Consider the following 26,106-nt stretch of genomic DNA (forward strand, 5'->3'; position numbering starts at 1 on the left):
ATGAAACCAGTTCTCGCCGCTCTCGCCGCCCTTGTCGTGCTGTCCGCCTGCACCGAGCAGGATATGTGCATCTACCGCAACACGCAGGATCTGCGCGCCGCGGAAAGCCGCATTCAGGAACTCGAAGGCAACGTCGCGCGGGGCTACGCCATCCATCGCACGACCGAGCCCTATACCTATACCGGGGTATGTCGCGACAAGGACGGCAAGCCCTATGAATGCACCAAGACGGATTTCCGCACGGTCGAGAAACCCGTGTCCATCGACATCGCGGACCAGCGCGCGCAACTCGCGGCGTTGCGGTCCCAGCTTCCCGCGCTTCAGGAAAAAGCCAACCTCGCCCGGTCTCAGTGCGCCCAGCTCTACCCCGAGTGACGGCGATCGTCATGGGGGCGGCGGTCTGGCCCGGCGGCGTGGCCTCGCCCGCGCTGAGACGGCGCACGGAACGCGCGGGGCGTCTGCTTCTCGACGGTCAGGTGCAGCAGATCATCGTCACGGGCGGTGTCGGTGACATCCCTCCGGCCGAGGCTGACGTAGCGGCAGGTATCCTCGCCGAGATGGAGGTGCCGGCAGACCTCGTCCTGCGCGATACGCGGTCGACCACCACCTTCGAGAACCTCGTCGAGGCCCGCCGCATGTTGCAAGCCGGCGAAACGGTTGTCGTCGTCTCGGATGCCTTCCATTTGCCACGATCCGTCCTGACGGCTCGCCGGCTCGGACTAGCCGCATCCGGCGAGTCGACATCGCTAAGCGGCGCAAATCCTTGGCGAATCATCCGGGCTGCTTTACGTGAGGTGCCGGCGCTGATCTGGTACGGAATACGGCCAATTCCGGGCGACATTTTGTCCTGAACCTGTCGAAAACACTACAACCGGTAAGGGAATCCTTACCCGGTCCTTCGCCTGCAAGCCTTGATCGGACACAGGGTCAGGATACACTGGCAGTGCTGCCACTCATTGACCGACATGACCAACATATGGCCTCGAATACACGTTCAGGACGACGCCCGCGCCTTTTTCCGACTTCGGATCGCGTTCGGGCTTCTCGGTGTCCTGCTGCCCCTGCTGCTCGCCGCAGCCGGTTTGATCGCTGACGGTCGCGTTCAGCCGACAATATCCGACTTTTTCCACACGACTCAACGTGACCTTTTGGTCGGGGGTCTGGTGGCTATCGGTACCTTCCTTGCCGTGCATCGCGGGATCAAGCGGTACCGGGGGCGTTGGATTTCGCCCGACCTGATCGCCATCGTCGCGGGACTGGCCGCAATCGGCGTCGCCTTCTTCCCGAACGAAAGCGACACGGTCACCACCTTCACCCAGCACGCGCTCGGGCTGGATGTATCGCCCGCCTTTCACTACCTGTCGGCGGTCTTGCTTTACCTGATGATGTCGTTCACCTGTTTCTTCGTCTACGCGCCCGACGCGGGCGAGCGGTGGGAGAAGCGGTTCTACCTCGTCTCCGGCGCGATCATCTGGTGCACGGGTTGGGGCGTCATGATCCTGTCCAACATCAAGAACGGCGGTGACGGCTGGCTCGCCCAGTTCATCCAGAACAACAACATCGTCTACTGGGACGAAAGCCTTGGGGTCTGGGCCTTCTCGATCTCGTGGATTCTGAAGGCCGTGCTGGAGCGTCGCCGCGAGACGAGACAGGGCCACATGAGGCTTCACCGTCTCGGAGCTTTCTTCGGCCTGCGCGCGCGGCCCGGTCGCCCCGGACCCCGTCCCGGCTCCGGCACGCTCGACACATGGATGACGCGGGCCTTCCGGTCGATCCGCCGCCTCACGGCACCGCGCGGAACGCCGCCACAGACCGCACAGGGGCAGCCGCTTCGCACGTCGGTTCAGACCACGATGGACCGGCACCGTCGCGTCGTCGACCGCCCGGCCCTGCGAACGGGTCGGCGCACCGCCCCGAAACGCCGCGCGGGCTAGGTCCGGGTCTTTCGGGTCAGAACACCGCCGCCACGTCGTACATCACCGGCTCGAAGCTGCGGCACAGGTCGTTGATGACGCGGTTGCGCTTGCGCATCTCGTCCGTGCGCAGCATCGCCTGAAAATCCTCGCGCTTTTCCCACTGCGAATAATTCGCGATCCGGGTCTGCGCGTCGTTCACATGCAAGCCCGCCGCGATGAACCCCGGCTGTTTCGAGATGAACGACTCGTAGGCGTCGGTCAGCAGGTCGACGAGATCCTGACACGTGCCGGGCGTCGTTTCGAACGTGGTCAGGACGGTCTGGCGATCCTGCGACATGGCGATGGTGGGCATGAAATCCTCCTTGGCTGAGGCAAGCCTAGCACCGACCGGACACCCGTCAAACTCAGTCGAGGATTTCCTTGAGCAAGTATTTCACCTTGTCGGTGGTCGAATACTTTTTCCGGTATCGCTTGCCCTTTGACTTCTTCCGTTCGGGCTTCTCCGGGCGGCGCTGGTCGCGCGTCGATGCCTGCGGCTGGCGTGTGGGCTTGGGGGCCTTGGTCTTGACCGGGCGCGGCTCGGGCCGCGGGTCCGGGTCGGGCAGGACCACGGGCGGGCGGACCGCTTCGATCAACGTCTCCAACTCGCCGCGATCGAGCCAGATGCCCCCGCAGACCTCGCATCTGTCGAGCGTCACGCCGTGACGGTTCACATGCTCCATCTCGCGGGCACAGTTCGGGCAGATCATGCGGCTCCTCCTTCGCTGGAGTGCTGCATGTGGGGACGAAAAAGGCGGGCCGCAAGCGACCCGCCTCTCCTCCCATGGTGCTCAGAGCCCCCTCAGCGCACCACGTGGACCGAGCATGGCGCGTGGCGTACGACGCGCGCAGCGGTGCTGCCCAGGAAATAATCCTGAAAGCCCGGCCGGTGTGAGGCCACGACGATGCAATCCACGCCGTTCTTGGCGGCATAGTCGACGATCGTGTGGCCTGCGTGACCCTCGATCACCACCACGTCGACCCCGACCTCGTCCTTGATCTTCTCGGCCAGCGTGGCTTCGATGTCCTGCACGTTATGGGCCATCTGACCCTCGGGCAGATACTGCGCGACATAGGACGGGATTTCCTCGACCACATGCAGCGCGGTGATCTTGGCGCCGTCTTCCGAGATCGCGTGGGCGATTTCGAGCGCGGTCTTGCTGTCGCGCGTTTCGTCGAAGGTGATGGGCACAAGGATGTTCTTGTACATGGCTTAAGCTCCTGTTGCGGTTATCTTCTGATACCTGCGCTCAGGCGTGCGTCGCCATGACATAGGTCAAGTAAAACGCTAGCGCATGGTCCCCTGTCCCCCAAACGAAAACGCCCCCGGACGATGCCGGGGGCGCTGATCTGCGTGCGTGGCGCGGCGCGTTAGAACGGCAGGCCGACGTAGTTTTCGGCCAGCGTGATCCGGGCCGCTTCCGAGCCGAGGAAATAGTCCAGCTCGGTTTCCTGCATCTTCTGCTCGAACTCCGGGTGATCCGGGAACTGGTGCAGCATCGAGGTCATCCACCAGCTGAACCGCTGGGCCTTCCACACCCGGCGCAGCGCGGTTTCGGAATAGCTGTCCAGCCCCGAAGCGTCGCCTTCGTCGTAATAGGCGATCATGGCGTGATAGAGGTAGTAGATGTCGCTTGCGGCCGAGTTCAGCCCCTTGGCCCCGGTCGGCGGCACGATATGCGCCGCGTCACCTGCGAGGAACAGGTTGCCATAGCGCATCGGCTCACACACGAAGGACCGGAGCGGCGCGATGGATTTCTCGATCGACGGGCCGGTCTCCAGCCGCGCCGCCACATCCTCGGGCAGTCGGGCCTTGAGCTCGTCCCAGAACCGCTCGTCCGACCAATCCTCGACCTTGTCGTCCAGCGGCACCTGCACGTAGTAGCGGCTGAGAACCTGACTGCGCAGCGAACAGAGCGCAAAGCCCCGGTCGGATCGCGCATAGATCAGCTCGTCGTTCACCGGCTTGGTTTCCGACAGGATGCCGAGCCAGCCGAAGGGATAGACCTTTTCGTATTCGCGGATCTGATCGGCCGGGATCGACTTGCGGCTGACGCCGTGGAAGCCGTCGGCGCCCACGATGAAATCGCAGTCCACCCGGTGCGTTTCCCCGTCCTTCTCATAGGTCAGATAAGGCGCGTCGGTGGTCAGGTCGTGCGGCTGCACGTTGTCCGCGTCGTGGATGACTTTGCCGCCGCGAGCTTCGCGCGCATCATACAGATCGCGCGTCACCTCGGTCTGGCCGTAGACCATCACCGTATCGCCGCCGGTCAGACCCTTGAGGTCGATGCGATGTTCGACCCCGTTGTCCGAAATCACGACACCATCGTGAAACTCGCCCTCGCGGTCCATCCGCTCGCCCACGCCCGCTTCGCGCATGAGATCGGTGAACCCCTGCTCGAGCACACCGGCGCGGATGCGGCTCAAAACATACTCGCGCGACTTGCGTTCCAGCACGACGCTGTCGATGCCCTTGAGGTCCAGAAGCTGGCTCAGGAGCAGCCCGGACGGGCCGCCGCCGATGATGCCGACTTTCGTTTTGATGGTGGTCATGCGTTTCCTCCTCGTATCTGTGCGATAGATGCCCGCGCGCCGCGGCGTTTTGAATGGACCGACCCGTCCGAAACAGGTACGGATCGAACATGAGCCGCATTGACAACTTCAACCTGTTCGGAGAGCTTTCGGACCTTCCCGATGTCGTCCATTGCGAGACGATCGAGGTGCGTTCGGCCTTGCATGATTGGGAATTGACGCCGCATCGGCACGGGCGGCTCCACCAGTTCCTCATGCTGCATCGCGGCGCCGCGCGGGGCCGTTTCGATGATGCCGAAGTGGACCTATCTGACAATACGGTGGTGAACGTGCCCACCGGCTGCGTGCATTCCTACAGCTTCGAACCGGGGACCGAGGGCTGGGTCGTCACGGTGGCGAGCGAGGTTCTGGACGAATGGCTGGCCGAAGGTGAGGGCCTGCGCCCTGTCCTTTCGAACCCCGCGCAGGTGCCGGGAAACTTGGACATCCGCGACACGATCTGTGCGATCTTCGACGAATACGAGACGCGGGATTTCGGGCGCGCCCACGTGTTGCGCGCGCGGATCGCTTTGCTCGCCGGTCTGGTCGCACGGGCCATCGCGGCAAACGCGCCCGCTGCGCTGTCGTCGGACACAACGCTCCAGCGCCGGTTCGAGGCGCTGGTGGAAGCCCATTTCACCGAGCATCTGGCGGTGTCCGACTATGCCGACCGTCTCGCCGTCACGCCCACGCATCTGAGCCGGGTGATGCGGCAGGCCACGGGCCGCCCGGCTTCCGGCGTGGTCACGGATCGAATCATCCGCGAGGCGCGCCGCAACCTCGCCTATTCCAACCTGTCGGTGTCCGAAGTGGCCTATGCGTTGGGATACCAAGACCCGTCGCATTTCAGCCGCGTCTTTTCCCGCGCCACGGGCCTGTCGCCACGCGCGTTCCGTCAGCAGATCGAGGCGCGGGGATGATCGGAAAATCCGCCGCTATAGCCTGTCGCGGAGCGAAAACCAGAGCATCGCAGCCACGAGCAGAGGCGTTCGCAACGCCGCCCCACCCGGAAAGCGCTGCGTCGGCACCTCGGCCATCAGGTCGAACCGCCCCGCCTGACCCGCGACCATCTCGGCCACCAGCTTGCCCGCCAGCGTCGCGATGGCGACCCCCTGCCCGGAATAGCCCGTCGCGGAATAGATGTTGGGCGCGAGCCGCGCGAAATGCGGCATCCGGTTCATCGTGATCCCCAGCGTCCCGCCCCAGGCATAGTCGATCCGTGCGTCAGCGAGTTGCGGAAAAATCTCACGCATCGGTTTGCCTGCCTTGGCCGCAATGTCATCGGGGAAGCGGTAGCCGTAGCTTTCGCCGCCGCCGAACAGCATCCGTTTGTCCTGAGACAGCCGGAAATAGTTGATGACGAACTTACTGTCCGCGACCGCGTGGTTCCCCGGCAGGAAGTCGTCCGCCAGATCGCCCAGCGGCTCGGTCGCGACGATGAAATTGTTGATCGGCATGACCTTGTCCGCCACACGCGGCTCGGCCCGGCCCATGTAACCGTTGGTCGCCCAGAGCACATGGTCGGCGGTCACACGCGCCGCCCCGGTCTCGACCACCGCCGGGTCGCCCTCGCGCACCCGGATCACGCGGCTTCGCTCATAGAGCACCGCGCCTGCATCCCGCGCCGCACGGGCAAGGCCCAGCGCGTAAGCGAGCGGGTGCAAATGGCCCGCGTTCATGTCGATGGAGCCGCCGTGATAGGCCTCCGAGGCACACAGCGCGCGCAGCTCGTCCCGGTCGAGCGCGCGGATGCTGTCGTAGCCGTAATCCTCGTTCAGCTTGCGCACATAGGCATGGCTCTCGGCCACATAGCGCGCCCGGTGGTCGGCGTGGATAACCCCCGGCGCGAAGCCCGCGTCCGGGGCGTGAGCCGCCGCATAGTTCTTGGTCAGCTCCACCGCCTCGCAGGCCAGATCCCACAGCGCACGGGCGCGCTCAAGGCCGACCATCTCCTCCAGCACGTCCTGATCCTGCCGCTGCCCGGTGTTCACTTGCCCGCCGTTCCGGCCCGAGGCGCCGAAGCCCACGCGCTGCGCCTCCAGCACCACGACCCGAAGCCCCGCTTGGGCCATGTGGAGCGCCGAAGAGAGGCCCGTGAACCCGCCGCCGATGATGCAGACGTCCGCGCGAATGTCGCCCTCGGCGGGCGGCATCGGGTCCAGCGCCGGGGTGCTGGCCGCGTAGTAAGACGCCGGGTATTCGCCCGGCCGGTCATTGGCGGTGAGAATGTCGAGACGGGTCAAGAAACGCCCTCCGGATTGCGCCCGGCCCGAGGGTGGGCGTTCGCGCCCGCCCTGGGGGCGGGTCGGGCGCGATCCGGATCGCCCCAAGCGGCGATCCGTCTGGCTCAAATCAGTCGGCGGTTTCCATCAGGCCCGCGTCCTTGACGTTTTTATAAGCCTCGTCGAGCGATTTCACCGCCCGCTCGTAAAGCGTGTCGATGTCGGACTTCTGCATGACCAGCGGCGGGGCCACGATCATCCGGTCACCGACATGGCGCATGATGAGGTTGTTGGCGAAACACCGTTCGCGGGTCTTGTAGCCGACCGTGCCGGCGGGCGCCTTGAACGGTTTGCGCACGGATTTGTCGGCGGTCAGGGCGAGCGAAGCCATCATGCCCACGATGGTCGTCTCGCCCACGAAGGGGTGATCGGCCAACGAATGCCATTTCTCGGCGAGATAGGGCGCGGCTTCGTTCTGAACATGGTCGACGATCTTCTCTTCTTCCATGATCCTGAGGTTTTCGAGCGCCACGGCGGCCGCGACCGGGTGGCCGGAATAGGTGTATCCGTGCGCGAATTCGCCCGAATCGATGACCTCGGCCACCTTGTCGGACACCAACGAGGCACCGATGGGCGCGTAGCCTGACGACAGGCCCTTGGCGACGGTCATGATGTCGGGCTGAATGTCGTAATACTGCGAGCCGAACCATTCGCCGGTGCGCCCGAAGCCGGTGATGACCTCATCCGCGATCAGCAGGATGTCGTACTTCGAGCAAATGCGCTTGATCTCGGGCCAATAACTATCGGGCGGGATGATGACGCCGCCCGCACCCTGGATCGGTTCGGCGATGAAGGCCGCGACGCGATCCTCGCCCAGTTCCTCGATCTTCGCTTCCAACTCGCGGGCGCGCATCAGGCCGAAGTCTTCCGGGCTCATGTCGCCGCCTTCGAGATACCAGTAGGGCTGGCCGATATGCACGATATCGGGGATCGGCATCCCGCCCTGCGCGTGCATCCCGGCCATGCCGCCAAGGCTGCCGGAGCCGACCGAGGTGCCGTGATAGGCGTTCTTGCGGCTGATGATGACGTGTTTGTTCGGCTTACCCATCTGGTCCCAGTAGCGGCGCACCATGCGGATGTTGGTGTCGTTCGCTTCCGACCCGCCCGAGGCGAAGAAGACGTGGTTCAGATCTCCCGGCGCAAGCTCGGCCAGCTTCTGCGCCAGCGCGATGGCGGGCACATGCGTCGACATGAAGAAGGTGTTGTAATAGGGCAGTTCCTTCATCTGCCGGGCCGCCACTTCGGCCAGTTCGTCGCGCCCATAGCCGATGTTCACGCACCACAGCCCCGCCATGGCGTCGAGGATCTGCTCGCCCTCGCTGTCGGTCAGCGTGACGCCCGAAGCGCGGGTGATCACGCGCGCGCCCTTGGCGGCCAGTTCGTCGTTGGCCGTAAACGGGTGCATGTGGTGCGCCGCGTCGATCGCCTGAAGCTCGGCGGTGGGCATGTGATTCGTGATTTTGTTCATGGGGTGCTCCGGTTCGCGAACGGGGGTCGGAAAAGTCGCGTTCACAATATGATCAAATTTTGGACTGTCAACGCGAAGGCCGCGTCATCATCCGGCATCGCTGAGGGTCGAGGTCACCTGCTTGATCCCCTGCAAGATGTCGCCCCGGATCGCCTCGGCGCAGGCATCGGCATCGCCCGCCCGCATCGCCGCCAGCGCCTCGCGGTGCTTATCGGGGAGGTTGGCTGTGCCCGCGCGCCCCAGCATGACGCGCAAGGACGGACCGGAGCGCAGCCAGAGCATCTCGGATATCTGGAGCAGAACGTCCGCCCCCGACGCTTGATACAGCCGCGTGTGGAACAAACGATTGGCCTCGAGGTAATCGCGCACGTCGCCGCGTTCGATGGCGTCATCGACCCGCGCATCCAGCGCCTCGAGCTCGCGGATCGCGGTGTCGTCCAGATTTTCAACGGCGCGGCGCGCCAGTTCCGGCTCCACCGACAGGCGCACGAAGGCAAGCTCGTCATAGGTGGCCGCGTCCATCTCCGGCACCGAAACGCGGCGGTTGCCCTTGAACTCCAGCGCACCCCGCGACGTAAGCCGCCGGATCGCCTCGCGCACCGGGGTCATGCCCAGACCAAGCGTTTCGACCAGCCCCTGAATCGTGACCGCCTGCCCCGGCGCCAGTTCGCCATGAAGGATCATGTCGCGCAGCGCCCGGTAAGCGCGTTCGTGGTCGGGCAATTTCTCGGTCGAAGCGTTCACATCAATTCCTCTGGCGCCAGGCATCTGGCCATTGCGTTTGGCGGCTTGGCCGATAGTCTCAACCCCGATCACCGGAAGGGCTTGCGCTTGACCGGCTTGCCGACAACAGTCACTTTTGATCAAATAACGCGAAAATCGGACCAGAGTCCAACAAGGGAGACGAAAATGAAAACCACATGGGTGACCATGACCGCCAGCTTCGCGCTGATCGCAGGGAGCGCGATGGCCGAAGAGGTGCGGGTCTACAACTGGTCGGACTATATCGACGAAGAGCTTCTGACCAAGTTCGAGGAAGAGACGGGCATCGACCTGATCTACGACGTGTTCGACTCGAACGAAGTGCTCGAGACCAAGATGCTCGCGGGCGGATCCGGCTATGACGTGGTGGTGCCGACCGGCACCTTCCTTCAGCGCCAGATCAGCGCCGGCGCCTTCCAGAAGCTCGACAAGGCACAACTGCCCAACATCGAGAACATGTGGGACGTGGTTTCGACCCGGACCGACAAGTACGACCCCGGCGGCGAATACGCGATCAACTACATGTGGGGCACCACCGGCATCGGCATCAACACCGGCAAGGTGGCCGAGGTTCTGGGCGACAACGCCCCGACCGACAGCTGGGCGCTCGTCTTCGACCCCGCGAACATGGAAAAGCTCGCCGAATGCGGCGTCCACTTCCTCGACGCGCCCGCTGAAATGATCCCGGCGGCCCTGAACTACATCGGCGAAGACCCCGACAGCCACGACCCCGACGTGATCGCCAAGGTCGAAGAGGTCTATTCGGGCATCGCGCCCTACATCCAGAAGTTCCATTCGTCCGAGTACATCGAGGCGCTGGCCAACGGTGACATCTGCGTGGCCGTCGGCTGGTCGGGCGATATCCTTCAGGCCCGCGACCGCGCCGCCGAAGCCGACAATGGCAACGTGATCGAATACGTCGTGCCGAAGGAAGGCGCCCAGATGTGGTTCGACCAGATGGCCATTCCGGTCGACGCCCCGAACCCGGAAGGCGCGCACAAGTTCCTGAACTTCATCATGGACGCGCAGAACATGGCCGCCGCGTCGAACTACGTCTACTACGCCAACGGCAACAAGGCGTCGCAGGAGTTCCTGCTCGAAGACGTGATCGGCGATCCGGCGATCTACCCGAGCGAAGAGACGCTGGACAACCTGTTCACCACGACGCCCTATCCGGCGGACGTGCAGCGGGTCGTGACGCGCCTCTGGACCAAGATCAAGTCGGGCACCTGAGCCTGACCTGCCCCCCGCGCCACCAAGAGCGCGGGGGGGTTTCCTTTCTGCCTCGGGGGACAGATGGCCGAACCTAACAGCAAGCCGAACACGACCGTGTTCGCGCCGTGGACCGACCCGGACGCCGTGCCGCTGATCCGGTTCAGGAACGTCACCAAACGGTTCGGCGACTTCACCGCGATCGACGACCTGACACTCGACATCTACGAGCGCGAGTTTTTCGCGCTGCTCGGTCCCTCGGGCTGCGGCAAGACCACGATGATGCGGATGCTCGCGGGCTTCGAAAACCCGACCGAAGGCAGGATCGAGATCGGTGGTCAGGACATGGCGAACGTCCCCCCGAACCTGCGCGCCGTGAACATGATGTTCCAAAGTTACGCGCTGTTCCCGCACTTGTCCGTTTACGACAATATCGCTTTCGGCCTGAAACGCTCGGACATGCCGAAAGAGCAGATCCCGGACCGCGTGAACGAGATGCTGCGCCTCACCCGGCTCGAACGCTTCGCCAAACGCAAGCCGCACCAGATTTCCGGCGGTCAGCGGCAGCGCGTGGCGCTGGCCCGTTCGCTCGCCAAGGCGCCGAAGCTTCTGCTCCTCGACGAACCATTGGGCGCGCTCGACAAGAAGCTGCGGGAAGAGACGCAGTTCGAGCTCATGGATATTCAGGAAAAGACCGGCACCACCTTCGTCATCGTGACCCACGATCAGGAAGAGGCGATGACGGTCGCCTCCCGCGTGGCGGTGATGGACGCGGGCGTCATCAAGCAGGTGGACACGCCGCCCGCGATCTATGAAACCCCGAATTCGGTCTATGTCGCCGACTTCATCGGTGACGTGAACCTGATCGAAGGCACGGCCGCCAAAACAGGTGAGCATGCTTACGAAATCACCTATGCCGAGGGCGTGGACCCGATCAAAGTGACGGAATGCGAACATGAGATCGCCGAGGGGGCCAAGGTCACCTTCGCGATCCGCCCCGAAAAGATCGTCGTGACACAAGACCCGCCCGAAGACCGCGCCAACGCGATGCAGGGCAAGATCATCGACATCGGCTATCTGGGCAACCTGTCGACCTATCACGTGGAATTGCCGGGGGGTCAGATGGTCAAGGCGACCATGACCAACGCCAGCCGCATATCGCGCCGCGACTACACGTGGGAAGATAACGTCTGGCTGGGCTTTCGGTCGTCGGCGGGCGTGGTGCTGTCGGAATGAGACGCGCCGCGCTCATCCTCCTGCCCTATTCGTGGCTGATCGCGCTGTTTCTGGTGCCGTTCCTAATCGTCATCAAGATCAGCCTGTCCGATATCGCCCTCGCGATCCCGCCCTATACCCCCAACCTCGACTTCAGTCAGGGATGGGCGGGGATCAAGGATTTCCTGTCGCAACTCGACCTCGACAATTTCAAGTTCCTGACGACCGACGACCTTTACTGGAAGGCCTACCTGTCGTCCTTGCGCATCGCGCTCCTGTCGACCTTCCTCACGCTCTGTGTCGCCTACCCGCTGGCCTACGGCATGGCCCGCGCGCCCGACGAATGGCGCCCGACGCTGATGATGCTGGTCATCCTGCCGTTCTGGTCGTCTTTCCTGATCCGCGTCTATTCGTGGAAAGCGATTCTCGCCAACGAGGGGTTGCTGAATCAGTTCCTGATGCTGATCCGGGTGATCGACGAACCGCTCACGATCCTGAACACGCCCACCGCGGTCTATATCGGCATCGTCTATACCTACCTGCCCTTCATGGTGCTCCCGCTGTATTCGGCGCTGGAAAAGCTCGACGGCTCGCTTCTGGAAGCGGCCGAAGACCTTGGCTGCACCCGGTTTCAGGCCTTCTGGCTCGTCACCTTCCCGCTGTCGCGCAACGGGATCATCGCGGGCTGTTTCCTCGTCTTCATCCCGGTCATGGGCGAATTCGTGATCCCCGCGCTGCTTGGCGGCTCGCAGACCCTGATGATCGGCAAGGTGCTGTGGGAGGAGTTCTTCTCGAACCGCGACTGGCCCGTGGCCTCGGCGGTGGCGGTGATCCTGCTCGCCATCCTCGTGATCCCCATCGTGCTGTTCCAGCGCAACGAGGAGAAACAGCGGGAGGCCGAGGGATGAGACGTCTGAGCTGGTTCAACGCGACCTCCCTGACCATCGGCTTCGCGTTCCTCTACATGCCCATGATCATCCTCGTGGTCTATTCGTTCAACGAATCCAAACTGGTGACGGTCTGGGCGGGCTTCTCGACCAAATGGTACGGCGAGTTGTTCCGAAACGAGGCGTTCCTCGACGCGGCATGGGTGACCCTGCGCGTCGCGGTGTTTTCCTCGACGTTGGCCACGATCCTCGGCACGGCGGCGGCCTACGTGCTGGTGCGCGGCGGCAAGTTCTTCGGCAAGACGCTGTTCTCCGGCATGATCTATGCCCCGCTCGTCATGCCCGACGTGATCTTGGGCCTGTCGCTCCTGCTCCTCTTCATCGCCGTCGGCCTCGACCGGGGGATGCTGACCATCATCCTCGCCCACACGACCTTCGCCATGTGTTACGTAGCCGTCGTCGTGTCGTCTCGCCTCGTCAGCTTCGACCGCTCGCTGGAGGAGGCCGCGCTGGACCTCGGCTGTACGCCATGGGACGCCTTCCGCAGCGTAACGCTTCCGATCATCGCACCGGCGGTGGTATCCGGTTGGCTGCTTGGCTTCACCCTGTCTCTGGACGACCTCGTGATCGCCTCGTTCACCTCGGGTCCGTCCTCCACGACCCTTCCGATCAAGATTTTCTCGGCCGTGCGGCTGGGCGTCAGCCCGGAGATCAACGCGCTCTCCTCGATCCTGATCGGGTTCGTAACAATCGGCGTGATCACCTTCTCGATCTCGACCAAACGCGCGGTGGTCCGCCGCAAGCGCGAAGAAAACGCAGTGATGTGATGAAAGACTTCCTCGACGAATACGCGGCCTTCTGCGCCGAGCACGGGCGCCCTGAACGCGTCGAACTGATGATGTGCGACATCAACGCGATCCTGCGTGGCAAATGGCTGCCCGGCGACGACGAGGAAAAGCTGGCCAAGGGCGGCGTGCGGATGCCGCTGTCGACCTATGCGCCCAACATTCTGGGCGAAGAGGTCGAGGATACCGGCCTCGGCATCGCCATCGGCGACCCCGACGGGCACCTCTTTCCCGTCCCCGGGTCGCTGCGCCCGGTCCCGTGGGCCTCGGCCTCGGGCGGCAGCGTGGCGCAGGTGCTGTGCGAAATGCATGACGAGAACGATGAGGTCGCGCCCTATTCCCCGCGCCGTCAGCTTGAAAACGTGCTGGAACGCTACGCCGCGCGCGGCCTGACGCCCGTGGTCGCGACCGAGCTTGAGTTCTACCTCTACAAGCCGCGCGAAGACATGAACGACGCGCCGATCCCGCCGGACCGTTCGCCCACCGCGCAGAACTTCGACCTCGACGTGCTCGACCGCACGCAGGCGATCCTCGACGACATTCTCGACGCGGCGTGGGATCAGGGGATGACCCCGGACACGCTCATCGCGGAATACGGCCCCGGCCAGTTCGAGGTGAATTTCCACCACACCGACAACGTCATGGCCGCAGCCGACGACGCGCTCTATTTCCGCCGCCTCGTGCGCGGGGTGGCCCGAAAGCACGGCATGTCGGCCACCTTCATGGCGAAACCCTATGCCGACTACCCCGGCAACGGGATGCACGTGCACGTCTCGGTCGTGGACGCGGAGGGCAAGAACATCTTCGACGCGGGCACCGAAGACCCCTCGCCGCTTTTGAAACAGGCCGTCGCCGGCGTGCTCGACACGATGGACGATCTTCAGGCGATCTTCGCCCCGCATATGAACAGCTACCGGCGCTTCCAGCCGGGCAGCTTCGCGCCGCACACGCCCGACTGGGGCATGGACAACCGCGCCGCCGCCGTCCGCCTGCCCGAGGTCGAAGGCCCCGGCGCGCGGCTCGAACACCGGATCGCGGGCGCGGATGCCAATCCTTACCTCGTCGTCGCGGGTGTGCTCGGCGGGATGCTCTATGGTCTCGACCACCCGGACCTGCCGCTCCCCGCCCCCCTCGACGAACAGAACGGCCAGTTCTCGGACCCGCTGACCTCGGACTGGTACACCGCCGTCGAGTGTTTCGCGGAAAGCGACGTGGCGGACGAGATGTTTCTGCCGGGCTACCGCGACATCTATGCCGCCGTGCGCCGGGACGAGATTTCGCAGCTCACCACCGCGATCAGCCAGATCGAATACCGCACCTATCTCGGGCGGCTGTGAGCCACCTTTACGAAGCGCGGGCCTATACCGAAGCGCCCCGCGCGAAGTGCGCATGGGGGATCGACCGCGACTGGCCGGGTTTCTCGGGCGAGGGCGCGGTGGATGTGGCGATCATCGGCGCGGGCTTCACGGGCCTGTCGGCCGCCCTCACGCTGGCCGAGGCGGGCGTTTGCGTCACGGTCCTCGAGGCACAGGTGCCCGGTTGGGGCGCGTCGGGGCGCAACGGCGGGTTCTGCTGCATCGGCGGCACGGCCCTGCCCGATGCGATGCTGACGAAACGGTTCGGGACCGATGGCGCCCGGGCGTTCCTCGACACGCAACGCGCGGCCATCGACCACGTTTCGGCCCTGATCGAACGGCACGCCCTCGACGTCCAGCGTCATTCGGACGGCGAGGTGCTGCTGGCCCATTCCGCCCGCGCGAGCAAGGCATTCACGGAGGAAGCCCGCGCCTGCGAGGCGCAGGGCCTGCCCGCCACCGTGCTTTCGAAAGCGGACCTCGACGCGCGCGGTCTCGGCGGCCCCGGCTTTCACGCGGGCCTTCACCTGCGCAGGGGCTTCGGCCTCAACGCCGGGGCCTATGTCACCGGCCTCGCCCACGCCGCCCGCGCGGCGGGGGCACGGATTTACGGCCAAAGCCCGGTCCAGAGCCTCGACAAGTCCGGGGACCGCTGGCGTCTGAGCACGCCCGCCGGCACCCTCACCGCCAATCGCATCCTCGTCGCCACCAACGGCTATACGCCGGAACGGCTCGGCCCGCTGCGCGCCCCCGTCCTGCCGATCCAGTCCAACGTGCTCGTCACGCGCGCCCTCACCCAAGCCGAACTGGCGGCGCAGGGCTGGACCTCGGACCTCATGGCCTATGACGCGCGCCGTCTGCTCCACTATTTCCGGCTGATGCCGGACGGGCGTTTTCTGTTCGGAATGCGCGGCGGCATCCGCGCCACAGCCCGCGCCGAGGCCCGCACCACCCGCCGCCTGCTCGCCCATTTCCACGCCATGTTCCCCGCATGGTGCCACGTCGACATTCCCCACACGTGGTCGGGCCTCCTCGCCTATTCCCGCGATCTTCTGCCCCACGTCACCGAAATCGGCGGCGATCCCAGCGCCCTTGCCGCGATGGCCTACCACGGCAACGGCGTCGCGATGGGCACATGGTCCGGCCACGCCGCCGCGCGCCTCATGCTGGGCGACGACATCCGCCCGGCACCGATGCGCACGCCGCTCAGCCCCTTCCCGCTCTCCCCCCTGCGCCGCAACATCCTGCGCCTGGGCTACCCGCTCGCCGCGCTCCGCGACGCGCTCTGATCTTCTCTGTTTCAGGAAACCTCGGGAGAGCGCGAGAGGGCTGGCCCTCTCGCACGGGGTGTTTGAGGGGTTTACCCCTCAACGATAAACGGGGTGTTTGAGGGGTTCACCCCTCATATCTGAGAGCGCGGGCGCAAGCCCGCTCCGTCAGGTCACGCGGCCAGAGGTTCGATCAGCGCAGGCCCCGAGGCGCGGTTCGAATTCACGGCCTTGTCCACCCGGTGATAGGTCAGCACGTCTTCGCCCGGCGCCTGCATGAGCGTCGCGGCCCCATGCCCTTCTTCGCCCAGCCACTTGCCCCAGTCGTCCTGCTCGATCACCACCGGAATCCGGTTGTGGATCGGCGCCATCAGCGCGTTCGCCTCGGTGGTGAGCACGGCGAGCGTGGGCAGACCGTCCTCCCCCCACTCCTGCCAGATCCCGGCCATGACCAACGGTTCGCCATCGGCGCGGTGAAAGTAATGCGGCAGCTTCTCGTCGCCCTCGCGCAACCATTCGTAGAACCCCGAAACCGGCACGAGACAGCGCCGTTCCCGCACCGCCTTTCGGAACGCGGGTTTCTCCGCCACCGTCTCGGACCGCGCGTTGATGAGCAACGGCCCGTCGTTCAGCTTCTTGTACCAGACCGGCACGAAGCCCCAGCGCATCGGGCGATAGCGCCGGCCCTCCTCCTGCGTGACCACGGCCACGTCCTGCGTCGGGCAGATGTTGTAATCGGGAAGTTGGGGCAGCGCATTCGCCGGCACGGCGTCGAAAAGCTTGGCCACCGCGTCATGCGGCAAGGTGTTGGCCATGCGCCCGCACATGGATCAGCCTGTCCAGCCCTTGCGGGCGATGGCGATCCGCGCCTCCATCATCGACATCTCTTTCATGATGTCCTTGCGCGACACGGCATCCGTGGTCTGGCGCAACTCCTCACGCAGCTTTTCCAACTCACGGCCCAGCGCGATGAAGGGCGGCACCGCGTTGTTTTCCTGCATCACACGGCGCAGGAGCGCGTTCTCCGGGTCGTCCTCGGGCGGCAGCGGCTTGCCCGCGCCCGGCAGGTTGTCGAACTCGCCGTTCTTCTCGGCCTCGGCGATCTTGGCCGAGATGAGGTCCATGAGGGGATGATCCATGCGCGTGATCCTTTCGCTGACAAAGATAGGCGCAGGCGCGCAAAAAGAAAGCCCCCGCCGGTCTCCCGGCGGGGGCTCCCGTCACGTCACACAACTTACTCGGCGGTCTTGATCCGTCCGTCGGTGAAGGGCTCATAGGGCCCCATCGCGGCGAGGTATTCCGCCGTCACATCGGCCAGATCGGGCCCGAAGTCATAGGCATTGGCCGCGCCTTCGAACACCGAATAGCCGTCCCCGCCGTTGCGCACGTAGTTGTTCGTCACGGCGAGATATGTCTCCTCGGGGTCGATCGGCTCCCAGTCCATGCCGGAGGCGACATAGACGTCGACGATCCGGCTGCCCGGCTCGGCCTCGGGATCCCAGGTGAACTGAAGGCCCGCGACCTGCGGGAAACGGCCCGCGCCCTCTTCGACCTGGCTCACACCGTTCTCGAGCGCGGCGACGATGTTCGCCCCCGTCGTCTCGAAGGTCGACAACGTGTTCTGGAACGGCAGCACCGTCAGAACCTCGCCCATCGTCACCTCGCCCGCGTCGATGGACGCGCGCAGTCCCCCGCCGTTGGTGATCGCGATGGTCACGCCCTGATCGGCGACCCGGTCGAGCATCGCCTCGGCGACGAGGTTGCCCATCTGGCATTCGCCCGCCCGGCAGGTGTCGCGCGACCCGTCGATGGCGGCCGAGGCTTCGGCCACGACCTTGTTGCGGATCTCGTCCAGCGGCGCGGCGGCTTCGGCGATCCGGCTCTTGGTCGCCTCGTCCTCGGTCACGGCCGCGTCCATGACCAGCGGAGCACCGGACGCCGCCGTCACGTTGCCCTCGTCATCGAAGGTCACGTTGAGCTCGCCCAGAAACTTGCCATAGGCATAGGCGGATACGATCTGAACCCCGTTCACCACGGTCGGATAGGGGCCAGCCGCCCCGTCCATGTCGCCCAGCAGCGTGTTGGTGTGGCCGCCCACGATCACGTCGACGCCGGTGGTGTTCTCGGCCACCGTCTGATCGACGCCGTAGCCCGAGTGGCTGAGGACGATGATCTTGTTCACGCCCTCTTCGCTCAGCCGGTCCACTTCGCCCTGCACCGCGTCCGACGGATCGGTGAAGATGATGTTCTTGCCCGGCGACGACAGCTCGTCGGTGTCGATAGGCGTGAGGCCGATCAGGCCGATCTTTTCGCCGCCTTTCTCGATCACCGTCGATTTCATCAGCTTGTCGGCCAGCAATTCTTCGCCCGACACATCCGCGTTGGACATGAGCACGGGGAAATTCACCGCATCCATGAACCCGGCCAGCACTTCGGGACCATCGTCGAACTCGTGGTTGCCGACGGTCATCCCGTCATAGCCCATCTTGTTCATCATCTCGGCCGCCAGCGCACCCTTGTAATAGGTGTAAAACAGCGTGCCCTGGAATTGGTCGCCACCATCGACGAGCAGCCAGTTCTCGGCCCGGCCCTTGGCCTCTTCGATGGCCGTGACGAGCCGCGCGGAGCCGCCGAAGCATTCGCCCGCGTCGTTGTCTTCCGCCGAACAGCCAGAGTCGTACTTGCTGACCGGCTCGAACCGGGCGTGGAAGTCGTTGGTGTGCAGAATGGTGAGGTTGAAATCCGCCCAGGCCATGCCGGAGGACAGAGCGAGCACGGCGGCAGAGCCGAGGACGCGTTTCATGGGGTGTCTCCCTGTATCGTTATGTTTTGACTATCCGGTCAGATTGTGACGAGTCGCGCCCCCTGTCAAAGGCAAGCGCCCGTCTCACTTGCCAAATCTGCATGACGCCCGTGTAAAAGGCGCATCTGCCCTCGTCGCAGGCATCGGCCAGCCCCCGCGCGTCGCCCCCCCTTGACCAGACCTCGCCCGCGCGGCAAGGGACGGTCATGCTGATCTACAAGATATTCCGCGCAGATGAATGGCAGTCCTATCAGGACGCCGGCGAAACCGACGGTGCGCCGATCGACGTCACCGACGGCTACATCCATTTCTCGACCGCCGATCAGGTGGCCGAGACGGCGGCGAAGCATTTCGCGAACGAGGACGGGCTAATGATCGTCGCCTTCGACACCGAGGCGCTCGGCGATACGCTCAGGTGGGAGCCGTCGCGCGGCGGGGCCCTGTTCCCGCATCTTTACCGCAAGCTGGACGCGACCGACGTGGTCTGGGCCAAACCCTATCCGCTCGGCGAGACCGGCCACGAGCTTCCGGCGGACGTGCGATGAACCTCGTCGAACGGGTCGGGTTGTTCGCCCTGCACCGGGTCGACCCCGAGCGCGCGCATCGGCTGGCGCTGACGGCGATGAAAGCGGGGGTTGTGCCCCTGCCCGGCACCTTCACCTCGCCCCGCATCGCCTGCCACGTCGCGGGGCTGGACCTTGCCAACCCCGTGGGGCTCGCGGCGGGCTACGACAAGAACGCCGAGGTGGTCGATGCCCTGACGCAGGCCGGGTTCGGGTTCGTCGAGGTCGGCGCGATTACGCCGCGCCCCCAGCCCGGAAACCCGAAACCGCGCATGTTCCGCCTGTCCGAAGATCGGGCAGTCATCAATCGCTTCGGCTTCAACAACGACGGGATGGACGCGGCCTTCGCACGTCTGACCAAGCGAAACCGTAAGACGCGCGTCCCGGTGGGCCTGAACCTCGGCGCCAACAAGGACAGCGCGGATCGGGCACGCGACTACGTCGAGGTGCTGAAACGCTGCGGCCCGGTGGTGGATTTCGTGACCGTCAACGTCTCGTCGCCCAACACCGAGAAGCTGCGCGACCTGCAAGGGGCCGAGGCGCTCCGCGCGCTTCTGTCGGGCGTGATGGACGCCCGGCAGGGGATGGACAAGATCATCCCGGTCTTCCTCAAGATCGCGCCCGATCTGACCGAAGCCGAGATCGCGGAAATCGCGCAGGTGGCGCAGGAGGTGAAGCTCGATGCGATCATCGCCACCAACACCACGCTCGACCGCGAAGGTCTGAAAAGTGCAAGCCGGGACGAAAAAGGCGGCCTTTCCGGCGCCCCATTGTTCGAAAAGTCCACGCGCACGCTGGCCCGCCTCGCCAAGCTGACCGGCGGCCACCTTCCGCTTGTCGGCGTCGGCGGCATCTCGTCGCCCGAAGACGCCTATACCAAGATCAAGGCGGGCGCCCACGCCGTCCAACTCTACACGGCGCTGGCCTATCAGGGCCTGAGCCTCGTGGACGACATCGCGCGCGGGCTCGACCGGATGCTCGCCGCCGACGGACACGACCACATCTCGACCGCCATCGGCACGGAAACGGAGAACTGGCTATGAGCGACGTCACCATCTGGCACAACCCGCGCTGCACGAAGTCGCGCGAAACGCTGGCCCTGATCGAAGAACGCGGGATCACGCCCACCGTGCGCAAATACCTCGAAGACGCCCCGACCGAGGACGAGATCCGCGCGGCCCTCGCCGCCCTCGGCCTCACCGCGCTTCAGGCGATGCGCACCAAGGAGCCGGAATTCAAGGCGCAAGGCCTGTCGAAAGGCAGCGACGAGGCCAGCCTGATCGTCGCCATGGCCGCCACGCCGAAACTCATCGAACGCCCCATCGTCTTCGCGAACGGCAAAGCGCGGCTCGGCCGCCCGCCGGAACAGGTGCTCGACATCCTCTGATCTTCTCTGTTTCAGGAAACCTCGGGGTGCGGGGCTGGCCCCGCATCGCGGCGACCGGCCGCAGGCAGGTCGGCGCAAACCCTGCGCGGGCGTCAGCCCGCACTTCTTTCCAACGCCGGATAGCGCGCCGCCAGCGTCACGCCGCGCGCGGCATATGAGATGATGTAGGCGGCCCACAGGCCATGGTTGCCGAAGGCCGGGACCAGCAGCACCGCGGCGAGCCCGTAGACGGCCAGCGACACCACCATCATGTTGCGCATGTCCGCCGTGCGCGTGGCGCCGATGAAAATGCCGTCCATCATCCACGGCAGCCAGCCGATGATCGGCGCCAGCACCATCCACGGCAGGTAATCGCGTGCCGCCTGCCGCACGCCTTCGTCCGTCGCCATGATGTCGATGACGACGCCTCCGGCCACGAGGAAGACCCCCGCCAGCAGCACGACAATCACCGCCCCCCAGATCGACGACACCACGGCCGCCCGCCTGAGTGCCGCGCGATTGCGCGCGCCCAGCGCCTGCCCGACCAGCGCCTCGGCCCCGAAGGCGAAACCATCCATCGCATAGGCCGTCACGTGCAGGAACTGAAGCAGCACCTGGTTCGCCGCCAGGGCCACGTCACCGAACCGCGCGCCCATGAACATGAAACTCACGATCATCACTTCGAGCAGCAGGGACCGGATCAGGATGTCGGTGTTGACCCGTGCCATACGGATGAGCCGCGCCCGGTCCAGCACCCGCGCCCAGTCGCGCCAGTCCGGCACCCGAAAGGCGGCCCGGCACAGCCATAGCCCCAGCGCCAGACCCGACCATTCCGAGATCAGGGTCGCCACCGCCACCCCCTGCACGCCCCAGTCGAAGCCGAGGACGAACAGCAGGTCGAACACGATGTTGATGCCGTTCATGGTCAGTTGCACCACCAGCACCGACGCCGTCCGCTCCTGTGCGATGAGCCAGCCCATGACGCCATACAGCGCGATCATGGCAGGGGCCGACCAGACGCGGATGCCCATGTAATCGCGGGCGAGCGCCTCGACCTGATCCGAGGCGGGCGCGATCTGGAACGACGCCCAGAACAGCGGGATCTGCAACAGGATGACGGCTGCACCGCCCGCGAAGCCGATCATCAGCACGCGGGTCAGGATCGCGGCGAGCTCTCCCCGGTCGCCGGCCCCCAGTGCCTGACTTGCCAGCCCCGCCGTCCCCATCCTGAGGAAACCGAAGACCCAGTAGATCGCGGTCAGGATGATCGCCCCGATCCCGACGGCCCCGATCGGCGCGGCCTCGCCCAATTGCCCGACGACCCCCGTGTCGACGGCGCCGAGGATCGGCACCGTGACGTTCGCCGCCACCACGGGCACTGCGATTTTCAGAACCCGCCGATGCGTGATCGCCTGAGCGGTCTCAACCATCCCGTGCGGGCATCAGGAAGTGCCCGGTCGCCTGCGCGAACAGGCGCGAGCGATTGTCCTGCCATGCCTCGACATGGACGCTGGCGTAGCGACGCCCCGAGCGGTTGATGCGCGCGCGGGCATAGGCGTCGCGCGGCAGGCCCGACCGAAGGTAGTCGACGGTGAAGTCGATGGTCTTGGGCAGACGGGGCATGGAACTGGGCGTGAGGTCTTCGATGGTGCGTTCGCCGCTCTCGATCTCTTCCCACATGAGCGCCCAGCCCAGCTCTATGATCGAGGTCACCTCCAGAAAGGATGCCGTGACGCCGCCGTGGATCGCCGGAAGGGCGGGATTGCCGATCAGGGTTTCGGTATAGGGCAGCACGGCGGTCAGTTCGTCGCCGCGCCGGTCGAAGTGTATCCCCAGAAACCCGATATAGGGCACCTGCTCCACCAGCGCGGACAGGGCCGCATCGCGCCGTTCCTTGACGACTTGAACCGGTTCGGGGCGCTTCATGTCGGCGCTCCCGGCGTCGCGACCGATGGCTTGCCGCCGTCCGCCGTGAAGGCGCCCGTGGCGGTCGCGATCGGGTTGTCGGCATCGTCGTCATGCGCCACGGCGCGCATGAAGGCGACCGAGCGCGTCACGTGATAGCATTCGGCCCGGCACACGATCCGCTGGCCCGGCGTGGCCGCGCGCATGTAGTCGATCCTCAGGTCGAGTGTCGCGGTGACGAGAGGGGCGTCCGGGTGGCTCATGACCGCCGCCCCGCCCGTCGTATCCATAAGCGCCGACACCGCGCCGCCGTGGATGACGCCCGTGGTCGGATCACCGACGAACCGCGCGTCATAGGGCATCGAAATGACGGCATCCCCCTCGCCCAGTTCCTCAAGATACATCGACAACGCCTTGGAATAGGGAATCGCCTCGGTGAAATGGCGGACAAGCTGGGCTTTTTTCTTGCGGTCCATCGTGTCTCCGTTTTTTTCGTTTATTCGCGCAGGCGGTCGCACTTACAAGGGCCGAGCGGGGAATTTCGTGCATCGGTTCGGACGGATGTGCCATTAATGAAATACAATTCCGCAAAGCGAAATGACTGGACGTTCCCCGAATCCGGCGTTACCCTGCGTCAGAGTGAGGACAATCCAGCGACGGCCATGAAGATGAAAGACACGCCCGAGGCGAAAGGCGACCTCCTGTCGTTCAAGGAGATGTGCGAGAAGTTCGACGTGACGCCGCGCACGCTGCGCTATTACGAATATATCGAACTGCTCGAACCCGAGAAAGAAGGGCGCACGCGCTGGTACAGCCCGCGTGAGGTCGCGCGCATGACGCTTATCATCCGCGGCCGCCGTTGGGGCTTCTCGCTGGAAGAATGCCGCCAGTTCCTTTTGATCTACGATGAAGAGGGCACCGAGGCGCAGAACAAGGTCTGGGTCGAGATGGCCGACCGCCAGCTCGGCGTGCTGGACGAGCAGATTCGCGAGCTTCAGACCGCGCGCGAAGAGCTTCAGGACATGCGCGATCAGGTCGCGCGAGCCATGAAATAAGCGGTCCGGCGGACCTCACCACGTTGTTACGCCACGTTACGTTGACGTAAACGTAATCTTTTGCTGAATTCCGATGTGCGGCGTCCTATGTGACGTCCACGAACAACTTTTGGAGTTTGGCATGACCGACGATCTCATGACCATTCGCGAGATGTGTGACCATTTCGGCGTGACGGCCCGGACGCTCCGGTTTTACGAGCAGAAGGAACTGCTGTCGCCGATCCGCGAAGGTCAGAAACGCCTGTTCACCCGCCGCGACCGTGCACGGCTGAAGCTGATCCTTCGTGGCAAGCGTTTCGGCTTTCCGCTCGAAGAAATCCGTCAGCTTCTCGACCTCTACGACGTGGGCGATCAGCAACTGACGCAATACACCCGCACCATCACGCTGGCCGAGACGCATCTGAACGAGCTCAAGGCCCAGCGCGCGGAGCTGGACGAGGCCATTCGCGAACTGGCCGACCAGCTGGAATGGGGCCGCAACATGCTTGCCTCGATGGAACAGGACGAAGCGGCGGAATAACCGCCCTTCCACGAAAAACGGCATCGTTTACAGGACGATAAAGGGAGAGAACATGCCCAGCTACACCCCCGACACCCGCGATATGGCCTTTCTTCTGCACGACGTGATGAAGGTCGAAACCAAGGACGTTCCCGGCTACGACGAACTGGACCCGAGCTTCACCTCGGCCATTCTGGAAGAGGCCGCCAAGATCTCGTCCGAAGTGCTGGCGCCGCTGAACCGCGTCGGCGATCTCGAAGGCTGCAAGCTCGAGAACGGCGTCGTGCGCACGCCCACCGGCTTCAAGGACGCCTTCGACCAGGTGCGTGACGGTGGCTGGACCGGTCTCGACTGCGACCCGGAGTACGGCGGTCAGGGCCTGCCCCACGTGATCGGCTCGGCGGTCGGTGAATTCCTCACCGCGTCGAACATGGCGTTCAACATGTATCAAGGCCTGACCCACGGCGCCTATTCCGCGATCCATGCCCACGGCACGGACGAGCAGAAGCAGACCTACCTCCCCAACATGGTGACCTGCCAGTGGACCGGGACCATGAACCTGACCGAGCCGCATTCCGGCACCGATCTGGGTCTCATGCGCACCAAGGCCGAACCGCAGGAAGACGGGACCTACAAGATCAGCGGGCAGAAGATTTTCATCTCCGCCGGCGATCACGATATGTCCGAGAACGTCATCCACCTCGTGCTGGCGAAAATTCCCGGCGGCCCCGACGGCATCAAGGGCGTGTCGCTCTTCATCGTGCCCAAGTTCCTCGTAAAGGAAGACGGCTCGCTCGGGGAACGCAACGGCGTGTCGGTCGGCGCTCTGGAAGAGAAGATGGGCATTCACGGCAATGCCACCTGCGTCATGAACTACGACGAGGCGACCGGTTACCTGCTCGGCACCGAGCACAAGGGGATGCGCGCCATGTTCACCATGATGAACGAGGCCCGTCTAGGCGTCGGCGTGCAGGGTCTGGGTCAGGCGACCGCCGCCTACCAGAACGCGCTGGAATACGCCCGTGACCGGCTTCAGGGCCGCGCGGTGACCGGCGTCGAAGCGCCCGACAAACCCGCCGACCCGATCATCGTCCACCCGGACATCCGCCGCGCGCTTCTGGATCAGAAGTCGTTCATCGAAGGCGCCCGCGCGTTCGTCCTGTGGTCCGCCGAACTCATCGACCGCTCGCAGCGCAACGGCGACGAAGAGGCCGAGGGCCTCGTCTCGCTCATCATCCCGGTGCTCAAGGGCTTCCTGACCGACAAGGGTCTGGAAAGCGCGGTTCAGGCCCAGCAGGTCTTCGGCGGCCACGGCTATATCGAGGAATGGGGCATGTCCCAGTTCGTCCGCGACAGCCGCATCGCCATGATCTACGAAGGCGCCAACGGCATTCAGGCGCTCGACCTCGTGGGCCGCAAGCTCGCGCAGGACGGCGGCAAGCACGTCATGGGCTTTTTCGAGATGATCAAGTCGTTCATCAAGGAGAACGAAGGCAATGAGGCGTTCAAGGCCGACTTCCTCGACCCGCTCAAGGACGCCTCGAAAGACCTTCAGGGCGCGGCCATGTTCTTCATGCAGAACGGCATGAAGAACCCGAACCACGCGCTCGCCGGCTCCTACGACTTCATGACCATGTTCGGCCATGTCGTTCTGGGCTTCATGTGGGCCACGATGGCCAAAGCCTCGCACGAGGCGCTTGACGCGGGCACCGATGACGCGGCGTTCTATGAAACGAAGCTCGCCACGGGCCGTTACTACATGAAGCGCCAGCTGCCGGCGACCAAGATGCACCTCGCGCGCATCGAAAGCGGCGCCGAGCCGGTCATGGAACTGGCAGCCGAGGCGTTCTGATCGAACCTGGGGAGGACAGAGCCACATGCCCAAACGCTTCCGACTGACCCGCCGCTTCCCGGTCGCCATGACTGAGGACGGGTATCGGAAACTCAAGAGCTTCGCGCGCGACGCGGGGCTCGACGAGGGCGAGGCGCTGTCCTTCCTGTTCGAACATTTCGACAGCGTGACCGATAGCGACGCGCTGGCCCACCGGCTCAGGCTGTTCAATGCCGAGCTGGACGACCGAAAACGCTGAGGAGG

At 64.8% G+C, this 26,106-nt stretch carries 31 protein-coding genes; 17 read left to right on the forward strand and 14 right to left on the reverse strand.

Going from position 1 to position 26,106, the window contains the following annotated elements:
* Together HOY44_RS02900 and HOY44_RS02905 are read left to right on the forward strand one after the other, a co-directional pair.
* The gene (locus HOY44_RS02900) at positions 1 to 375 is read left to right on the forward strand and encodes a hypothetical protein (protein WP_138422677.1); all 375 of its coding nucleotides are present in this window, start codon (positions 1 to 3) and stop codon (positions 373 to 375) included.
* Positions 372 to 851 carry a YdcF family protein gene (locus tag HOY44_RS02905; protein WP_287432927.1) on the forward strand — a complete coding sequence of 160 codons (480 nt, stop codon included), beginning with the start codon at positions 372 to 374 and terminating at the stop codon, positions 849 to 851. Before HOY44_RS02900 ends, HOY44_RS02905 begins: the two co-directional genes overlap by 4 nt.
* Positions 852 to 953: 102 nt before the next feature.
* On the opposite strand, the gene HOY44_RS02910 is transcribed toward HOY44_RS02905, so the two are convergent.
* Complete coding sequence (locus HOY44_RS02910) at positions 954 to 1,193, reverse strand: hypothetical protein (RefSeq protein WP_287432929.1); 240 nt, start codon at positions 1,191 to 1,193, stop codon at positions 954 to 956.
* Here HOY44_RS02910 and HOY44_RS02915 point away from each other — a divergent pair.
* Positions 1,164 to 1,934, forward strand: a complete 771-nt coding sequence (locus HOY44_RS02915) for a hypothetical protein (protein WP_148912616.1) — start codon at positions 1,164 to 1,166, stop codon at positions 1,932 to 1,934. The two genes, HOY44_RS02910 and HOY44_RS02915, sit on opposite strands and share 30 nt — an antisense overlap.
* A gap of 16 nt (positions 1,935 to 1,950) precedes the next feature.
* Here HOY44_RS02915 and HOY44_RS02920 read toward each other — a convergent pair whose 3' ends face one another.
* The 4 genes from HOY44_RS02920 to pobA form a co-directional block, all read right to left on the reverse strand.
* Positions 1,951 to 2,268 (reverse strand): antibiotic biosynthesis monooxygenase family protein, encoded by a 318-nt coding sequence (locus tag HOY44_RS02920; protein WP_008335093.1) that lies wholly within the window; start codon positions 2,266 to 2,268, stop codon positions 1,951 to 1,953.
* 52 nt (positions 2,269 to 2,320) lie between these two features.
* A complete protein-coding gene (locus HOY44_RS02925) occupies positions 2,321 to 2,665 on the reverse strand; it encodes a TFIIB-type zinc ribbon-containing protein (protein ID WP_287432933.1) in 345 nt (114 codons plus the stop codon).
* Between the two features lie 92 nt (positions 2,666 to 2,757).
* Positions 2,758 to 3,165, reverse strand: coding sequence for a universal stress protein (locus tag HOY44_RS02930; RefSeq protein WP_008335089.1), 408 nt, complete (start codon positions 3,163 to 3,165; stop codon positions 2,758 to 2,760).
* Between the two features lie 161 nt (positions 3,166 to 3,326).
* Entirely contained in the window at positions 3,327 to 4,508 is a 1,182-nt protein-coding gene (gene pobA, locus HOY44_RS02935) for a 4-hydroxybenzoate 3-monooxygenase (RefSeq protein WP_287432936.1), read from the reverse strand.
* Between the two features lie 89 nt (positions 4,509 to 4,597).
* Between pobA and HOY44_RS02940 the strand changes: the two genes are divergently transcribed.
* On the forward strand, positions 4,598 to 5,446 hold the full coding sequence (locus HOY44_RS02940; protein WP_287432937.1) for a helix-turn-helix domain-containing protein: 849 nt from the start codon (positions 4,598 to 4,600) through the stop codon (positions 5,444 to 5,446).
* 15 nt (positions 5,447 to 5,461) lie between these two features.
* On the opposite strand, the gene HOY44_RS02945 is transcribed toward HOY44_RS02940, so the two are convergent.
* From HOY44_RS02945 to HOY44_RS02955, 3 genes are all read right to left on the reverse strand, one after another.
* Positions 5,462 to 6,769: an NAD(P)/FAD-dependent oxidoreductase gene (locus HOY44_RS02945; protein ID WP_287432938.1), complete on the reverse strand. Its 1,308-nt coding sequence runs from the start codon at positions 6,767 to 6,769 to the stop codon at positions 5,462 to 5,464.
* A gap of 109 nt (positions 6,770 to 6,878) precedes the next feature.
* Positions 6,879 to 8,276 carry an aspartate aminotransferase family protein gene (locus HOY44_RS02950; protein ID WP_287432939.1) on the reverse strand — a complete coding sequence of 466 codons (1,398 nt, stop codon included), beginning with the start codon at positions 8,274 to 8,276 and terminating at the stop codon, positions 6,879 to 6,881.
* An 87-nt stretch (positions 8,277 to 8,363) separates the two neighbouring features.
* Positions 8,364 to 9,020 (reverse strand): GntR family transcriptional regulator, encoded by a 657-nt coding sequence (locus HOY44_RS02955; protein ID WP_138423286.1) that lies wholly within the window; start codon positions 9,018 to 9,020, stop codon positions 8,364 to 8,366.
* A gap of 165 nt (positions 9,021 to 9,185) precedes the next feature.
* Here HOY44_RS02955 and HOY44_RS02960 point away from each other — a divergent pair, with 165 nt between their 5' ends.
* From HOY44_RS02960 to HOY44_RS02985, 6 genes are all read left to right on the forward strand, one after another.
* The gene (locus tag HOY44_RS02960) at positions 9,186 to 10,271 is read left to right on the forward strand and encodes a polyamine ABC transporter substrate-binding protein (RefSeq protein ID WP_287432940.1); all 1,086 of its coding nucleotides are present in this window, start codon (positions 9,186 to 9,188) and stop codon (positions 10,269 to 10,271) included.
* A gap of 63 nt (positions 10,272 to 10,334) precedes the next feature.
* On the forward strand, positions 10,335 to 11,486 hold the full coding sequence (locus tag HOY44_RS02965) for an ABC transporter ATP-binding protein (protein WP_287432942.1): 1,152 nt from the start codon (positions 10,335 to 10,337) through the stop codon (positions 11,484 to 11,486).
* Positions 11,483 to 12,373, forward strand: coding sequence for an ABC transporter permease subunit (locus tag HOY44_RS02970; RefSeq protein ID WP_287432943.1), 891 nt, complete (start codon positions 11,483 to 11,485; stop codon positions 12,371 to 12,373). Before HOY44_RS02965 ends, HOY44_RS02970 begins: the two co-directional genes overlap by 4 nt.
* Positions 12,370 to 13,179 carry an ABC transporter permease gene (locus HOY44_RS02975; protein WP_008335070.1) on the forward strand — a complete coding sequence of 270 codons (810 nt, stop codon included), beginning with the start codon at positions 12,370 to 12,372 and terminating at the stop codon, positions 13,177 to 13,179. The genes HOY44_RS02970 and HOY44_RS02975 overlap by 4 nt, the downstream gene beginning before the upstream one ends.
* On the forward strand, positions 13,179 to 14,534 hold the full coding sequence (locus tag HOY44_RS02980) for a glutamine synthetase family protein (protein WP_138422668.1): 1,356 nt from the start codon (positions 13,179 to 13,181) through the stop codon (positions 14,532 to 14,534). Before HOY44_RS02975 ends, HOY44_RS02980 begins: the two co-directional genes overlap by 1 nt.
* Positions 14,531 to 15,841 carry an NAD(P)/FAD-dependent oxidoreductase gene (locus HOY44_RS02985; RefSeq protein WP_287432944.1) on the forward strand — a complete coding sequence of 437 codons (1,311 nt, stop codon included), beginning with the start codon at positions 14,531 to 14,533 and terminating at the stop codon, positions 15,839 to 15,841. Before HOY44_RS02980 ends, HOY44_RS02985 begins: the two co-directional genes overlap by 4 nt.
* Before the next feature lie 152 nt (positions 15,842 to 15,993).
* Here the strand turns inward: HOY44_RS02985 and HOY44_RS02990 are convergent, their stop codons facing one another.
* The 3 genes from HOY44_RS02990 to HOY44_RS03000 form a co-directional block, all read right to left on the reverse strand.
* Positions 15,994 to 16,635: an SOS response-associated peptidase gene (locus HOY44_RS02990; protein WP_138422666.1), complete on the reverse strand. Its 642-nt coding sequence runs from the start codon at positions 16,633 to 16,635 to the stop codon at positions 15,994 to 15,996.
* A 15-nt stretch (positions 16,636 to 16,650) separates the two neighbouring features.
* A complete protein-coding gene (locus tag HOY44_RS02995; RefSeq protein WP_008335063.1) occupies positions 16,651 to 16,959 on the reverse strand; it encodes a DnaJ family domain-containing protein in 309 nt (102 codons plus the stop codon).
* Positions 16,960 to 17,054: 95 nt separating this feature from the next.
* On the reverse strand, positions 17,055 to 18,623 hold the full coding sequence (locus tag HOY44_RS03000; RefSeq protein WP_008335062.1) for a bifunctional metallophosphatase/5'-nucleotidase: 1,569 nt from the start codon (positions 18,621 to 18,623) through the stop codon (positions 17,055 to 17,057).
* Positions 18,624 to 18,829: 206 nt separating this feature from the next.
* On the opposite strand from HOY44_RS03000, the gene HOY44_RS03005 reads away from it, so the two are divergent.
* From HOY44_RS03005 to arsC, 3 genes are read left to right on the forward strand one after another with little or no spacing between them, the layout of a single operon-like run.
* A complete protein-coding gene (locus HOY44_RS03005; protein WP_008335061.1) occupies positions 18,830 to 19,168 on the forward strand; it encodes a DUF952 domain-containing protein in 339 nt (112 codons plus the stop codon).
* Positions 19,165 to 20,229 (forward strand): quinone-dependent dihydroorotate dehydrogenase, encoded by a 1,065-nt coding sequence (locus HOY44_RS03010; protein WP_287432946.1) that lies wholly within the window; start codon positions 19,165 to 19,167, stop codon positions 20,227 to 20,229. Before HOY44_RS03005 ends, HOY44_RS03010 begins: the two co-directional genes overlap by 4 nt.
* Positions 20,226 to 20,573 (forward strand): arsenate reductase (glutaredoxin), encoded by a 348-nt coding sequence (arsC, locus tag HOY44_RS03015; RefSeq protein WP_287432947.1) that lies wholly within the window; start codon positions 20,226 to 20,228, stop codon positions 20,571 to 20,573. The genes HOY44_RS03010 and arsC overlap by 4 nt, the downstream gene beginning before the upstream one ends.
* Before the next feature lie 92 nt (positions 20,574 to 20,665).
* On the opposite strand, the gene HOY44_RS03020 is transcribed toward arsC, so the two are convergent.
* The 3 genes from HOY44_RS03020 to HOY44_RS03030 are packed head-to-tail and all read right to left on the reverse strand — an operon-like array spanning position 20,666 to position 22,933.
* Positions 20,666 to 21,982, reverse strand: a complete 1,317-nt coding sequence (locus HOY44_RS03020) for an MATE family efflux transporter (protein ID WP_287432948.1) — start codon at positions 21,980 to 21,982, stop codon at positions 20,666 to 20,668.
* Entirely contained in the window at positions 21,975 to 22,478 is a 504-nt protein-coding gene (locus HOY44_RS03025) for a PaaI family thioesterase (protein ID WP_008335048.1), read from the reverse strand. The genes HOY44_RS03020 and HOY44_RS03025 overlap by 8 nt, the downstream gene beginning before the upstream one ends.
* The gene (locus HOY44_RS03030) at positions 22,475 to 22,933 is read right to left on the reverse strand and encodes a PaaI family thioesterase (RefSeq protein WP_008335046.1); all 459 of its coding nucleotides are present in this window, start codon (positions 22,931 to 22,933) and stop codon (positions 22,475 to 22,477) included. The genes HOY44_RS03025 and HOY44_RS03030 overlap by 4 nt, the downstream gene beginning before the upstream one ends.
* Positions 22,934 to 23,119: 186 nt before the next feature.
* Between HOY44_RS03030 and HOY44_RS03035 the strand changes: the two genes are divergently transcribed.
* The 4 genes from HOY44_RS03035 (at position 23,120) to HOY44_RS03050 (ending at position 26,101) form a co-directional block, all read left to right on the forward strand.
* On the forward strand, positions 23,120 to 23,512 hold the full coding sequence (locus tag HOY44_RS03035) for a MerR family transcriptional regulator (protein WP_138422660.1): 393 nt from the start codon (positions 23,120 to 23,122) through the stop codon (positions 23,510 to 23,512).
* 121 nt (positions 23,513 to 23,633) lie between these two features.
* Complete coding sequence (locus tag HOY44_RS03040) at positions 23,634 to 24,032, forward strand: MerR family transcriptional regulator (protein ID WP_040885885.1); 399 nt, start codon at positions 23,634 to 23,636, stop codon at positions 24,030 to 24,032.
* A gap of 52 nt (positions 24,033 to 24,084) precedes the next feature.
* Positions 24,085 to 25,863, forward strand: a complete 1,779-nt coding sequence (locus HOY44_RS03045) for an acyl-CoA dehydrogenase C-terminal domain-containing protein (RefSeq protein ID WP_287432949.1) — start codon at positions 24,085 to 24,087, stop codon at positions 25,861 to 25,863.
* Positions 25,864 to 25,888: 25 nt separating this feature from the next.
* Positions 25,889 to 26,101: a hypothetical protein gene (locus tag HOY44_RS03050; RefSeq protein WP_008335039.1), complete on the forward strand. Its 213-nt coding sequence runs from the start codon at positions 25,889 to 25,891 to the stop codon at positions 26,099 to 26,101.
* The last annotated feature ends 5 nt before the right edge of the window (positions 26,102 to 26,106 follow it).

The sequence above is a fragment of the Maritimibacter sp. genome, from assembly GCF_016774595.1.
In the GTDB taxonomy this organism is placed as follows: Bacteria; Pseudomonadota; Alphaproteobacteria; order Rhodobacterales; family Rhodobacteraceae; genus Maritimibacter; species Maritimibacter alkaliphilus.

What these genes read in the sequence shown, in the direction of transcription:
- HOY44_RS02900 (WP_138422677.1), top strand. Translation starts at nt 1, where the DNA reads ATGAAACCAGTTCTCGCCGCTCTCGCCGCCCTTGTCGTGCTGTCCGCC.
- HOY44_RS02910 (WP_287432929.1), bottom strand. Translation starts at nt 1,193, where the DNA reads ATGCACGGCAAGGAAGGTACCGATAGCCACCAGACCCCCGACCAAAAG.
- HOY44_RS02920 (WP_008335093.1), bottom strand. Translation starts at nt 2,268, where the DNA reads ATGCCCACCATCGCCATGTCGCAGGATCGCCAGACCGTCCTGACCACG.
- HOY44_RS02925 (WP_287432933.1), bottom strand. Translation starts at nt 2,665, where the DNA reads ATGATCTGCCCGAACTGTGCCCGCGAGATGGAGCATGTGAACCGTCAC.
- HOY44_RS02930 (WP_008335089.1), bottom strand. Translation starts at nt 3,165, where the DNA reads ATGTACAAGAACATCCTTGTGCCCATCACCTTCGACGAAACGCGCGAC.
- pobA (WP_287432936.1), bottom strand. Translation starts at nt 4,508, where the DNA reads ATGACCACCATCAAAACGAAAGTCGGCATCATCGGCGGCGGCCCGTCC.
- HOY44_RS02940 (WP_287432937.1), top strand. Translation starts at nt 4,598, where the DNA reads ATGAGCCGCATTGACAACTTCAACCTGTTCGGAGAGCTTTCGGACCTT.
- HOY44_RS02950 (WP_287432939.1), bottom strand. Translation starts at nt 8,276, where the DNA reads ATGAACAAAATCACGAATCACATGCCCACCGCCGAGCTTCAGGCGATC.
- HOY44_RS02960 (WP_287432940.1), top strand. Translation starts at nt 9,186, where the DNA reads ATGAAAACCACATGGGTGACCATGACCGCCAGCTTCGCGCTGATCGCA.
- HOY44_RS02965 (WP_287432942.1), top strand. Translation starts at nt 10,335, where the DNA reads ATGGCCGAACCTAACAGCAAGCCGAACACGACCGTGTTCGCGCCGTGG.
- HOY44_RS02970 (WP_287432943.1), top strand. Translation starts at nt 11,483, where the DNA reads ATGAGACGCGCCGCGCTCATCCTCCTGCCCTATTCGTGGCTGATCGCG.
- HOY44_RS02975 (WP_008335070.1), top strand. Translation starts at nt 12,370, where the DNA reads ATGAGACGTCTGAGCTGGTTCAACGCGACCTCCCTGACCATCGGCTTC.
- HOY44_RS02980 (WP_138422668.1), top strand. Translation starts at nt 13,179, where the DNA reads ATGAAAGACTTCCTCGACGAATACGCGGCCTTCTGCGCCGAGCACGGG.
- HOY44_RS02990 (WP_138422666.1), bottom strand. Translation starts at nt 16,635, where the DNA reads ATGGCCAACACCTTGCCGCATGACGCGGTGGCCAAGCTTTTCGACGCC.
- HOY44_RS02995 (WP_008335063.1), bottom strand. Translation starts at nt 16,959, where the DNA reads ATGGATCATCCCCTCATGGACCTCATCTCGGCCAAGATCGCCGAGGCC.
- HOY44_RS03000 (WP_008335062.1), bottom strand. Translation starts at nt 18,623, where the DNA reads ATGAAACGCGTCCTCGGCTCTGCCGCCGTGCTCGCTCTGTCCTCCGGC.
- HOY44_RS03005 (WP_008335061.1), top strand. Translation starts at nt 18,830, where the DNA reads ATGCTGATCTACAAGATATTCCGCGCAGATGAATGGCAGTCCTATCAG.
- HOY44_RS03010 (WP_287432946.1), top strand. Translation starts at nt 19,165, where the DNA reads ATGAACCTCGTCGAACGGGTCGGGTTGTTCGCCCTGCACCGGGTCGAC.
- arsC (WP_287432947.1), top strand. Translation starts at nt 20,226, where the DNA reads ATGAGCGACGTCACCATCTGGCACAACCCGCGCTGCACGAAGTCGCGC.
- HOY44_RS03020 (WP_287432948.1), bottom strand. Translation starts at nt 21,982, where the DNA reads ATGGTTGAGACCGCTCAGGCGATCACGCATCGGCGGGTTCTGAAAATC.
- HOY44_RS03025 (WP_008335048.1), bottom strand. Translation starts at nt 22,478, where the DNA reads ATGAAGCGCCCCGAACCGGTTCAAGTCGTCAAGGAACGGCGCGATGCG.
- HOY44_RS03030 (WP_008335046.1), bottom strand. Translation starts at nt 22,933, where the DNA reads ATGGACCGCAAGAAAAAAGCCCAGCTTGTCCGCCATTTCACCGAGGCG.
- HOY44_RS03035 (WP_138422660.1), top strand. Translation starts at nt 23,120, where the DNA reads ATGAAGATGAAAGACACGCCCGAGGCGAAAGGCGACCTCCTGTCGTTC.
- HOY44_RS03040 (WP_040885885.1), top strand. Translation starts at nt 23,634, where the DNA reads ATGACCGACGATCTCATGACCATTCGCGAGATGTGTGACCATTTCGGC.
- HOY44_RS03045 (WP_287432949.1), top strand. Translation starts at nt 24,085, where the DNA reads ATGCCCAGCTACACCCCCGACACCCGCGATATGGCCTTTCTTCTGCAC.
- HOY44_RS03050 (WP_008335039.1), top strand. Translation starts at nt 25,889, where the DNA reads ATGCCCAAACGCTTCCGACTGACCCGCCGCTTCCCGGTCGCCATGACT.